Source organism: Methylocella sp. (assembly GCF_041905455.1).
Taxonomy (GTDB): Bacteria; Pseudomonadota; Alphaproteobacteria; order Rhizobiales; family Beijerinckiaceae; genus Methylocapsa.
In genome coordinates, this window is the sequence record NZ_JAYRLA010000007.1 from 16,665 (window position 1) to 26,975 (window position 10,311).

The window sequence follows — 10,311 nt, forward strand, 5'->3', positions numbered from 1 at the left end:
GTCACCCTTGCGCCCGCGCCCCGGCGCGACCTTCATAGAGCCAGGGCGCGACGACGCCGGCGAGCAGCGCGGCGAGCCCGAGGAAGCCGAGGGCGAGCTGCGTCGAGCCGACGCTCCTCACCTCGCTCGCGCCGTTGCGCCGCACGGCGACATAGTCCGGGCCGGCGTAGACCGGGCTTTCGCGCATCGAGACGACGCGCGGCAGGGCGACCTCCTCCCCGCCCGGGACGCCGACGCGGCGCACCGAGCCGCCCGAGGCGTCCGCGGCCGGACGCAGCCTGTCGAGCGTCGAGACCACCTCCTGGAACTCGCGCGGGTTCGGCGGACCGACGACGGCGAGCGCGGAGAGGGTTCCGTCGCTGACCTTGTAGAGCCCCTCCTCGCGCGCCGGAAAGCTCGCGCGCGACAGGCCGGGCTCGGCCGGGGCGAGCGCAAGGACGCTCTGCGCGCCGGACGGCGAGGTCACGGTCGCCGGCGCCGCCTCCGCCTTGAGGCTCTGGCGCTCGACGTCGATCGTCGCGCCATGAGCGACGGCGCGCAGCGCCTCCTCCTCGAGCTCGGGCTCCTTCATCAGCCAGTGCGCGAGGCGGCGCAGGAGGTCGAGGTGCGGCCCGCCGCCGTCGTAGCCGCGCGCCCAGAGCCACATCTGGTCGGTGAGCAGCAGCGCGACGCGGCCCTTGCCCTCGCGCGAGAGCACGAGCAGCGGCTTGTCGTTCGCCCCGTTCAGCACGTTGAAGCCGCGCGTCGCCTCGGCGTCGACCTGGCGGAACCATTCGCCCCATGCGGGCGGGCTCTGGTCGGCGCCGGGCAGACCGCGCGTGACGGGGTGCTTCTCGCCGTCCTTCGACACGACGGCGCGGAACGGCTTCTCGGTGAGCCGCCCGTCCGGCCGCGCCGGGGCGATGCGCCCGAGCGGCGAGAAATAGAGCCCCTCCGGCCCGGAGAAATCGGGCCCGGCGGCGAGCATCAGGGCGCCCCCTTCGCGCACATAGCGCACGATATTCTCGAAATAGACGAGCGGCAGCACGCTCTGGTTCGAGTAGCGGTCGAAGACGATGAGGTCGAAGTCCTTGATCTTGCGCCCGAACAGGTCGGCGGTCGGGAAGGCGATCAGGGACAGCTCGTTGATCGGCGTGCCGTCCTGCTTCTCCGGCGGGCGCAGGATGGTGAAATGCACGAGATCGACGTTGGCGTCCGACTTCAGGAGGTTGCGCCACATGCGCTCGCCCGAGTGCGGCTCGCCGGAGACGAGCAGCACCTTGAGCTTGTCGCGCACGCCCTCGATGGTCACGACGGCCTTGTTGTTGACGAGGGTCAGCTCGTCGGGCGCGGCCTCGACCTCGATCTCGACGACGTTCGGGCCGCCGTGGTCGATGCGCACGGGCGCGCGCAAAAGCTGGCCGGGCGTCGCGGCGAGCGTCGCCACCGAAGCGCCGTCGCGGCGCACCTTGACCGCGACCGGGCCGCCGCCGGCCGTGTCGAGCACCTTGAGCTCGATGGTCTGGTCCTTGCCGACGATGCCGAAGCGCGGCGCCTCGACGAGCTCGATGCGCCGGTCGCGCTCGCCCTCATGGCCGCTGATCAGCGCGTGAAGGGGCGCGCGCAGGCCGAGCGCCGCCGCGGCGTCGGCGTCGGCGGGCGCGTCGTGGACGACGCCGTCGGTGATCATGAACACCGCCCCTAACCGCTCGGCCGGCACGTCGGCGAGCCCCTCGGCGAGCCCGGCGAACAGCCGCGTGCCGTCCTGCGCCGAGGCGCCCGAGCGTCCCGCCTCGATCACCCGCGTCTCGACGCCGCCAAGCCCGTCGAGCGCGGCGCGCAGCTTCTCGAGCGCCTTGCGCGTCTGCTCCGGCCGCTCGGCGAGGGTCTGGCTGCCGCTCTCGTCGACGACGATCGCCGCGACGTCCTTCAGCGGCTCGCGGTCCTCGCGCACCAGCGAGGGGCCGGCGAGGGCGCCGAGCAGCAGGGCGAGGCCGAGCGCCCGCAAGAAGGCGCCGCGCCGACGCTGGACAAGGAAGGCCGTGACGACGACGATCGCCAGCGCGCAGAAGCCGGCGAGGACCGGCCAGGGCAGCAGCGGATCGAAGGCGAGGTTGAACTGGTTCATCGGCGCTCCAGCCTGCAGGCCGCGCTCGGGCTCTCGCCTGGCGCGCCGGGCCGATTATGCCGACGGCGCCGCGCGCCGCGACAGTTTAAGCGTCGAATGCGGTCAAATTTTTTCGCGCGGCTCACCAGAAATCCGGACGCGCCGGCGCGAGCGCGCCGCCGATCCTGACCGGCGCGACCTTCACGGCGAGCCCCTGCGCGTTCGTCTCAACGGCGACGCCGCACAGCGTCGCGGGGCCGGAGGCCGGCTCGAAGCGGCTCGTCGGCAGCCTGGTCGTGAAGCGGCGCACCGGCTCGTCCTTCTCCATGCCGATGACCGAATCATAGTCTCCGGTCATGCCGGCGTCGCTCATGTAGGCGGCGCCCCCCGGCAGGATCCGCGCGTCGGCGGTCGGGACATGGGTGTGCGTGCCGACGACGAGCGAGGCGCGTCCGTCGACGAACCAGGCGAAGGCCTGCTTCTCGCTCGTCGCCTCGGCGTGGAAGTCGATCACCGCCGCGTCGCACGCCGTCCCGAGCGGGCAGGCGGCGAGCTCGCGCTCGATCGTCGCGAAGGGGTCGTCGAGCGCGTCGAGGAAGACGCGCCCGAGCAGGTTGACGACGAGGACGCGCGCGCCCGAGGCGCTCTCGATCAGGTTCGCGCCGCGCCCGGGCGTCCCTTTCGGATAATTAGCTGGCCGAATCAGACGCGGCTGGCGCTCGATGAAGACGAGCGCCTCGCGCTGGTCGAAGGCGTGGTTGCCGAGCGTGACGCAATCGGCGCCGGCGTTGAGGAGATCGTCGCAGATCGCCTCGGTGATTCCGAAGCCGCCGGCGGCGTTCTCGCCGTTGACCACGACGAAGTCGAGCGCGTAGGCGGCGCGCAGCTTCGGCAGTTCGGCGAGGACGACGGCGCGGCCGGCCTTGCCGACCACGTCGCCGATGAAGAGAAGGCGCATCGAGAGTCCTTCAGGCGGCGGAGGCCGGAGGAGACGGGCGGCAGGCGATCAGCTCCTTCTCCGTCAGCACGAAGTCGAGCGGCTCGTCGTGGTCTTCGTGAGGAATCTTCGCCGCCTCCTGGCTGGCGTAGGCGACGCCGACGGCGACGATCGGCTTGACGGCGCGCAGCCCGGCGAGCGTGCGGTCGTAGAAGCCCGCGCCATAGCCGATGCGGTGGCCGGCGCGGTCGAAGGCGGCGAGCGGCACGAACAGAAGGTCGGGCGCGACTTCCGGCGCCTCGGACGCGGGCTCGGCGATGCCCATTTTGCCTTCGACGAGCGGGTCGCCCGGCCGCCACAGGCGGAAGACGAGCGGCGTCCCGCGCCGGCCGGTGATCGGCAGCGCCGTCCGCGCCCCGTCGGCGGCGAGCCGCTCGAGGAGCAGCGCCGTCGAGGCCTCGTCGCGCAGGGAGAAATAGGCCGAGACGACGCCGGGCCTGAATTTTTCGACGAGCGCGGCGCCGGCCTGCGCGAGGTGGGCGGCGAAGGCGTCCGCGTCGACCTGCGTCTCGCGCCGGCGGGCGAGCGCCTGAGCGCGCAAGTCGGCCTTGGAGGGAACGGGACCGGCGTCTGCTGAGGTCATGCGGGCGAGAAGGGCTTGCGGGTGAGAAGGACTTGGGAGTGAGAAGGACTTGCGAGCGAGAAGAATTTGCGGGCGGGACAAGGCGCGGGGCCGCAAAAGCCGTGGGATATCGATCCCGGGAACCTACAACGTAGGTGGGCGCCGTGTGTCCCGGCCCACGGGCCGGGTCAGGGACAGCTCCCTTTGAGATCGATAAGGCCCCGGGGTATGTGATCCAGCACGAGCCCCGCAGCTCCGCCGGCTGAATTTAGGCGCGCGCGCGCGAAAACGCCAGCGGGGGCATGAAAATTCAGTCGTCCCGTCCGGTGAGCTCGAGGGCGGCCTCCTCGATGCGCCGGCTCGCCTCGCCGACGGCGGCGACGACGCGCTCGACCCATTCCTCGCGGCCGCCCTGGGCGGCGGCGGCCTCGCGGCGCAGCGCCGCGAGCGCGGCTTCAAGCGCCTCGACGCGCCGGCGCTCCTCGAAAAGCTCGTCGGCGAGGGTCACCGCGGCCATCACGGTGAGCTTCTGGTCGCCCATCTCGCCGAATTTCTCGCGCATATAGGCTATCTTGCCGTCGACGATCCCGGCGAGGTCGCCAAGATGAGCCTCCTCGCCCTCCCCGCACGCGACGCGGTAGACGCGTCCGGCGATCTGCATCGCGACCTGGGCCATCGCTTCCTCCTGCCCACCTGCCGCGCGCCGACGGCGCCGGCGGCCAAAACTGCGTCAGGGCGCTTGCGCCTCGACCTCGGCGAGCACGTCGCGGATCGCCGCGCCGGCGCCATGCACTTTTCGCGCAACGTCCTCGACGGCGGCCTCGACGCTCGCCGCCCGGGCGAGCGCGGCGTCGAGCTCGACGCCGAGGCGCGAGCGGTCGTCCTGGAGCACGGCGAGCTCCTCCTCGAGGTCGGCGCGCAGCGCGTCGGCCTTGACCCTTCGCCCGACCGCCGCCTCGAGCTTCTCCAGCGCCGTCGAGAGCCGCCGCAGGGCGTCCTCGACGCGCGGCGGCGCCGGCGGCGACCCTTGCGGCGGCGAAAAATTCTCCCAACTGTTCAACTCATCCGCCCCCGCCGCGCGCATGCGCCGATCCCGCGCGATCTTAGCGTCCGTCCGCCGCAGGCGTCCGAAATTTCCCTCAGCGCGCGGCGCGCGAAGAAATCGCCAATCGCGCTCAATATTTGCGCGCTTCGCGCGCGCGGCGCAACCACGAGACGAAAATTGCGACGTCGGCCCGCCAGCCGGCGCGACGGGCCGCGAGCGCGTCAATTCCACGCGGCCCGATAATCGCTTTTGCGGCGTTGACGGCCCCCCCGTCTACGGGACATATCACCACGCCTGCCATCGAAACGAGGGACCGGGCCGCGCTCGACGGCGCCGGCGAAAAGGAGCACGGGATGCCGGTTAGAGTCGCGATCAACGGTTTTGGCCGAATCGGGCGCAACGTCCTGCGGGCGATCGCCGAATCCGGGCGCGCCGACGTCGAGGTCGTCGCGATCAACGATCTCGGCTCCGTCGAGACGAACGCCCATCTCCTGCGCTTCGATTCCGTGCACGGACGCTTCCCCGGGGTCGTCAAGGTCGAGGGCGACGCGATCGACGTCGGCATGGGCCCGATCAAGGTCACGGCGGTGCGCGATCCCGCGCAGCTGCCGCACAAGGAGCTCGGCGTCGACGTCGCGCTCGAATGCACCGGCCTGTTCACCGCGCGCGACAAGGCCGCCGCGCATCTTGCGGCCGGCGCCAGGCGCGTGCTGATCTCGGCGCCGGGCGAAAAGGCCGACCTCACCGTCGTCTACGGCGTCAACCACGACAAGCTCAAGGCCGAGCATCTCGTCGTCTCCAACGCCTCCTGCACCACGAACTGCCTCGCCCCCGTCGCCAAGGTCCTCAACGACGCGATCGGCGTCGAGCGCGGCTTCATGACGACGATCCATTCCTACACCGGCGACCAGCCGACGCTCGACACCTTCCACAAGGACCTCTACCGCGCCCGCGCGGCGGCGCTGTCGATGATCCCGACGACGACCGGCGCGGCCAAGGCGGTCGGCCTCGTGCTGCCCGAGCTCGACGGCAAGCTCGACGGCTCGGCGATCCGCGTGCCGACGCCGAACGTCTCGGTGGTCGACCTCAAGTTCATCGCCAGGCGGCCGACGACGAAGGAGGAGATCGCCGAAGCGATCAAGGCGGCCGCCGACGGCCCCCTCAAGGGAATCCTCGCCTACACCGAGAGCCCGAACGTGTCCTCCGACTTCAACCACGACCCCCATTCCTCGGTGTTCCACATCGACCAGACCCGCGTCATCGACGGGACGCTCGCGCGCGTCGTCTCATGGTATGACAATGAATGGGGCTTCTCGAACAGGATGGTCGACACCGCCGCCGCCATGGGGAAACTTTAAAGATGACGAGATCCGGCCAAGCTTCTCCCTTTCCGACGATCGACGACGCGATCCTGACCAACAAGCGCGTGCTCGTCAGGGTCGATCTGAACGTGCCGATGGAGAACGGCCGGATCACCGACCTCACCCGCATCGACCGCGTGCTCGCCAACATCCGCGAGATTTCGCAAAAAGGGGCGAAGGTCATCATCCTGTCCCATCTCGGCCGGCCGAAGAACGGGCCGGAGGCGGAGACCTCGCTGAAATCGGTCGCCGTCGCCCTCGAGCATGAACTGGGGCAGATGGTCTATTTCGCCTCCGACTGCGTCGGACCGGTCGCCAAGTCGGCCGTCTCGGCGCTGCGCAACGGCGAGATCCTGCTGCTCGAGAACACCCGCTTCCATCCCGGCGAGACGAAGAACGACCCGACCTTCGTCAATGAGCTCGCCGAGCTCGGCGACATCTACGTCAACGACGCCTTCTCGACCTCGCACCGCGCGCACGCCTCGACGGAGGGCATCGCGCGCAAGCTGCCGGCCTACGCCGGCCGCACCATGCAGCGCGAGCTGGAGATGCTGACCGGCATGCTCGCCCACCCCGAGCGGCCGATGGCGGCGATCGTCGGCGGGGCCAAGGTCTCGACCAAGCTCGAGCTGCTCGGCAACCTCATGCGCAAGGTCGAGTTCCTGTTCATCGGCGGCGGCATGGCCAACACGTTCCTCGCCGCCTCGGGCAAGAAGATCGGCAAGTCGCTGTGCGAGATCCAGCTCGCCGAGACGGCGCGCAGGATCATGGCCGACGCCGACGAGGCCAACTGCCAGCTGATCCTACCCGTCGACGCCGTCGTCGCGACCAGATTCGAGCCCAACGCCTCCTGCCGCGCGGTCGACATCGACTCGGTCGGCGACGACGACATGATCCTCGACATCGGGCCGCGCACCATCTCGAAGCTCGTCGGCGTGCTCGCCGCCGCGCGCACGGTGGTGTGGAACGGCCCCGTCGGCGCCTTCGAGACGCCGCCGTTCCAGACCGGCACGGTGGCCATCGCCAAGGTCGCGGCGGTGCTGACCAGGACGAAGTCGCTCGAGACCATCGCCGGCGGCGGCGACACCATCGCCGCGCTCAACCAGGCGAGCGCCTTCAACGACTTCACCTATGTCTCGACCGCCGGCGGCGCCTTCCTCGAGTGGCTCGAGGGCAAGATCCTGCCGGGCGTCGAGGCCCTTCGCGCACAGAAGGCCGCGTAAGTTGCGTCGCGCGCCGCCCCTCTAGCGGCCAAAATGAGCGCGCGCCGCCTCGAGGGCGCGCGCGAAGCCCGCGAGATCGTCGTGGCTTTCGTCGTCCGCCGCCTTGCGCGCGAAACCGCCCGAGGCGGCGAGGCATTCGTCGATCATCAGATTGTCGGCGCGCCCGAAGTCCTCGATCCGCAGCCCCTCGCCGTCGCGCCAGCAGCGATCGTCCGCATCGAAACGCGCGCAGGCGTCCGCGGCGCGCGCCCGCTCGAGCAGGGTCGAGGCGCAGGCGCCATAGCCGAACACGGGCCTTTCGAGCGCGGCGAGAAAGCCGAGCTCGAACACGGTCCCGACGTCGGCGCTGAGGCTCCGGAACGGCGTCAGGTTGAAGATTCCGCCGTCGGCGCGGCGCAGCAGCGCGAGATTGGCGCGGTAGACGCGCGCCGCGGCGTCCGGCGCGGCGGCGTGAAGCTCATTGTCGAAGGGATGCAGCGCCGCGAAGCCGAAGCGCGCGCAAAGCTCGCGCTTCGCCCGCGCGATCTCGTCGGCGTTCGGCAGGAAAATGTCGGGACCGGCGAGATAGAGCCTCGGGCGCGCGTCGGCCATGGGCCGATGGCCCGTCCGTCAGCCGCGCTGGACGCGCGACAGGCCGTCCCTGGCGAGCTGGTTGCCCGAATCGAAGGACAGCGCGCGCTGGTAGGATTCGGCGGCTTTCGTCCGGTCGCCCGACTTCTCATAGGCGAGGCCAAGGCCGGCCCAGGCTTCCGCGTTGCGGTTGTCGACGTTCAGCGCCGAATTGAAGTCTTCGATCGCCTTGTCGTACTTGCCGATGGCGAGCAGGCTCTGTCCCCGCGCGAGATAGGGGGCGCCGGCGAAGGGGTCGCGGTCGATGGCGTTGTCGAAGTCGGTGATCGCCTGCGGGTGGTCGCCCTGCTTCTGGTAGATCAGCCCGCGGGCGTGGAAGGCCTGCGCGTTCTCCGGGTTCAGGCGGATCGCCTGGTCGAGGTCGGCGTGGGCGGCGTCGAGGGCGCCCTGCGTGCGGCGCAGATTGGCGCGGCCGAGATAGGCGGGAGCGTGGTTGGGGTCGAGCGTGATCGCCTGGTCGAAGTCGGCCATGGCCGCGTCGTTGCGGCCGATCTGGCGATAGGCGAGCGCGCGGTTGGTGTAGGCGGCCGCCGTCGGGGAGAGCTTCACCGCCTGCGAGAAGTCGGCGATCGCCTCGTTGAAGCGTCCGGTCTTGGCGTAGGCGACGCCGCGCGTGTTGTAGGCGTCGGCGCTGCCGGGATTGCGCTGCACCACCTCGGTGAGGGAGGCGATGTTGGCCTGAGCCTCCTGCGGCGACTGCGCCGCGACCTCGGCGACGCCCGGGGTCTTGATGGCGTTGCCCGCGGACTCGCAGCCGGCGAGCGAGAGCGCGCCGAGGGCGAAGACGCAGAGGTGGAGGCGCGGCGAGCCGAGGCTCCCGAAGCGCGCACGGAACGAGGCCGCCGCGTTGCTTCCCGAGGCCGCGCAAGCCGTCATTCGATCACCTCTGCGATCACCGCTACGCCGGGCGGGCCGACGATTCGGTCCGCGTCAATGCTTCGTGGACGCGCCTCAGCGCATGCCGACGACGGGCTTGGGCTTCATCGGCAGCAGGCCTTCGCGCTGCATCTTCTTGCGGGCGAGCTTGCGGGCGCGGCGAACGGCTTCAGCTTTTTCGCGAGCGCGCTTCTCCGACGGCTTTTCGTAATGGCCGCGCAGCTTCATCTCACGGAAAATGCCCTCGCGCTGCATCTTCTTCTTGAGCGCCTTGAGGGCCTGATCGACATTGTTGTCGCGAACGAGAACTTGCACGCAGAAGTCCTTGGCATGACGGCAGCCCGCGCGCCGCGCGCCCTGGCTGACCGGAGTTGGAAAACCGGATTGACGGAACAGGAGATCGGGCGCTCAGACCGGAGGCCTGACGCTCGGAAGCCAGCGAAATAGCAGCATCGCGCGCGCCTGTCCAGTCAAGCCTGCGCGCCGGGCGCGGCGCTTTCCCCGCGCGTCAATCCCTGATCCGCGTGACATGGCCCATCTTGCGGCCGGGCCGCGCCTGCGCCTTGCCGTAGAGATGCAGGCAGGCGCCTTTCTCGCGCAGGACGGCGTCGTAGGCCAGCGCCTCCTCGCCGATCAGGTTCTCCATCTCGACCTCGCGGCCGCGCCGGTCGGTCGCGCCGAGCGGCCAGCCGGCGACCGCCCGCATGTGCTGCTCGAACTGCGAGGTGAGCGCGCCGTCGAGCGTCCAGTGGCCGGAGTTGTGGACGCGCGGGGCGATCTCGTTGACGCGCAGCTCCTCGCCGGCGGCCGTCTCGACGACGAACATCTCGACGGCGAGCACGCCGACGTAGTCGAGCGCCTCGGCGATCCTGCGCGCAAGGCCGACGGCGCGCTCGGCGGTCTGCGGCGCGATCCGCGCCGGCGCCGTCGTGAGCTTGAGGATATGGTTCTCGTGCCGATTCTCGCAGACGTCATAGGCGGCGAAGGCGCCGTCGATCCCGCGTGCGGCGACCACCGACACCTCGCGCGAAAAAGGCACGACGGCCTCGAGGATGGCCGGGCCGCCGCCGAGCGAGCGGAAGATGACGGCGAGGTCGGCGCCCTCGCGCACCAGCGCCTGCCCCTTGCCGTCGTAGCCGAATCGGCGGGTCTTGAGGATCGAGGGGCGGCCGAACTGCGCCACGGCGCGCGCCATCGCGCCGGCGTCGTCGACGCGCATGTAGGGCGCGGTCGCGATCCCGAGCTCGGCGAGCAGCTCCTTCTCGACGAGGCGGTCCTGCGTCGCGGCGAGCGCCGCCGGGCTCGGGCGCACCGGCCGCAGGCCGGCGAGCAGCGCCGCCGTGCGCGCGGGCACGTTCTCGAACTCGTAGGTGACGACGTCGACGGCCGCGGCGAACGCCGCCAGCGCCTGCTCGTCGTCATAGGCGGCGATCGTGCGCGCGGCGCAGACGTCGAAGGCCGGGCTGTCCGCCTCCGGCGCGAAGACATGGGTCTTGAGGCCGAGCCGGGCGCCGGCGCAGGCGAGCATGCG

The 10,311-nt window shown here is 70.8% G+C and carries 11 protein-coding genes and 1 other RNA gene; 2 read left to right on the plus strand and 10 right to left on the minus strand.

The window, feature by feature from the left end:
- Position 1: 1 nt before the first annotated feature.
- The 6 genes from ACE3OG_RS07505 to ACE3OG_RS07530 form a co-directional block, all read right to left on the minus strand.
- Entirely contained in the window at positions 2-2,107 is a 2,106-nt protein-coding gene (locus tag ACE3OG_RS07505; protein WP_374307229.1) for a hypothetical protein, read from the minus strand.
- A gap of 121 nt (positions 2,108-2,228) precedes the next feature.
- Positions 2,229-3,044, minus strand: a complete 816-nt coding sequence (locus ACE3OG_RS07510; RefSeq protein ID WP_374307230.1) for a TIGR00282 family metallophosphoesterase — start codon at positions 3,042-3,044, stop codon at positions 2,229-2,231.
- A 10-nt stretch (positions 3,045-3,054) separates the two neighbouring features.
- Positions 3,055-3,666 carry a 5-formyltetrahydrofolate cyclo-ligase gene (locus tag ACE3OG_RS07515; RefSeq protein WP_374307232.1) on the minus strand — a complete coding sequence of 204 codons (612 nt, stop codon included), beginning with the start codon at positions 3,664-3,666 and terminating at the stop codon, positions 3,055-3,057.
- A gap of 83 nt (positions 3,667-3,749) precedes the next feature.
- Positions 3,750-3,904, minus strand: a non-coding RNA gene (gene ssrS, locus ACE3OG_RS07520) — 6S RNA.
- 51 nt (positions 3,905-3,955) lie between these two features.
- Positions 3,956-4,321 (minus strand): cell division protein ZapA, encoded by a 366-nt coding sequence (locus ACE3OG_RS07525; RefSeq protein WP_374307233.1) that lies wholly within the window; start codon positions 4,319-4,321, stop codon positions 3,956-3,958.
- A gap of 54 nt (positions 4,322-4,375) precedes the next feature.
- Positions 4,376-4,705: a DUF4164 domain-containing protein gene (locus ACE3OG_RS07530; RefSeq protein ID WP_374307235.1), complete on the minus strand. Its 330-nt coding sequence runs from the start codon at positions 4,703-4,705 to the stop codon at positions 4,376-4,378.
- A gap of 338 nt (positions 4,706-5,043) precedes the next feature.
- Between ACE3OG_RS07530 and gap the strand changes: the two genes are divergently transcribed.
- Positions 5,044-6,048, plus strand: coding sequence for a type I glyceraldehyde-3-phosphate dehydrogenase (gene gap / locus ACE3OG_RS07535; protein WP_374307237.1), 1,005 nt, complete (start codon positions 5,044-5,046; stop codon positions 6,046-6,048).
- Positions 6,049-6,050: 2 nt separating this feature from the next.
- A complete protein-coding gene (gene pgk / locus ACE3OG_RS07540) occupies positions 6,051-7,274 on the plus strand; it encodes a phosphoglycerate kinase (RefSeq protein ID WP_374307239.1) in 1,224 nt (407 codons plus the stop codon).
- A 21-nt stretch (positions 7,275-7,295) separates the two neighbouring features.
- On the opposite strand, the gene ACE3OG_RS07545 is transcribed toward pgk, so the two are convergent.
- From ACE3OG_RS07545 to ACE3OG_RS07560, 4 genes are all read right to left on the minus strand, one after another.
- A complete protein-coding gene (locus ACE3OG_RS07545) occupies positions 7,296-7,865 on the minus strand; it encodes a nucleoside 2-deoxyribosyltransferase (RefSeq protein ID WP_374307240.1) in 570 nt (189 codons plus the stop codon).
- Positions 7,866-7,883: 18 nt separating this feature from the next.
- Positions 7,884-8,780, minus strand: coding sequence for a tetratricopeptide repeat protein (locus ACE3OG_RS07550; RefSeq protein ID WP_374307242.1), 897 nt, complete (start codon positions 8,778-8,780; stop codon positions 7,884-7,886).
- A 75-nt stretch (positions 8,781-8,855) separates the two neighbouring features.
- Positions 8,856-9,095: a 30S ribosomal protein S21 gene (rpsU, locus tag ACE3OG_RS07555; protein WP_374307243.1), complete on the minus strand. Its 240-nt coding sequence runs from the start codon at positions 9,093-9,095 to the stop codon at positions 8,856-8,858.
- A 193-nt stretch (positions 9,096-9,288) separates the two neighbouring features.
- Positions 9,289-10,308 carry a 5-(carboxyamino)imidazole ribonucleotide synthase gene (locus tag ACE3OG_RS07560; protein WP_374307536.1) on the minus strand — a complete coding sequence of 340 codons (1,020 nt, stop codon included), beginning with the start codon at positions 10,306-10,308 and terminating at the stop codon, positions 9,289-9,291.
- Positions 10,309-10,311 lie beyond the last annotated feature (3 nt).

Bases quoted from the DNA above. Each gene is read 5' to 3' on its own strand.
- ACE3OG_RS07505 (WP_374307229.1), bottom strand. From the start codon at position 2,107: ATGAACCAGTTCAACCTCGCCTTCGATCCGCTGCTGCCCTGGCCGGTC.
- ACE3OG_RS07510 (WP_374307230.1), bottom strand. From the start codon at position 3,044: ATGCGCCTTCTCTTCATCGGCGACGTGGTCGGCAAGGCCGGCCGCGCC.
- ACE3OG_RS07515 (WP_374307232.1), bottom strand. From the start codon at position 3,666: ATGACCTCAGCAGACGCCGGTCCCGTTCCCTCCAAGGCCGACTTGCGC.
- ACE3OG_RS07525 (WP_374307233.1), bottom strand. From the start codon at position 4,321: ATGGCCCAGGTCGCGATGCAGATCGCCGGACGCGTCTACCGCGTCGCG.
- gap (WP_374307237.1), top strand. From the start codon at position 5,044: ATGCCGGTTAGAGTCGCGATCAACGGTTTTGGCCGAATCGGGCGCAAC.
- pgk (WP_374307239.1), top strand. From the start codon at position 6,051: ATGACGAGATCCGGCCAAGCTTCTCCCTTTCCGACGATCGACGACGCG.
- ACE3OG_RS07545 (WP_374307240.1), bottom strand. From the start codon at position 7,865: ATGGCCGACGCGCGCCCGAGGCTCTATCTCGCCGGTCCCGACATTTTC.
- ACE3OG_RS07550 (WP_374307242.1), bottom strand. From the start codon at position 8,780: ATGACGGCTTGCGCGGCCTCGGGAAGCAACGCGGCGGCCTCGTTCCGT.
- ACE3OG_RS07560 (WP_374307536.1), bottom strand. From the start codon at position 10,308: ATGCTCGCCTGCGCCGGCGCCCGGCTCGGCCTCAAGACCCATGTCTTC.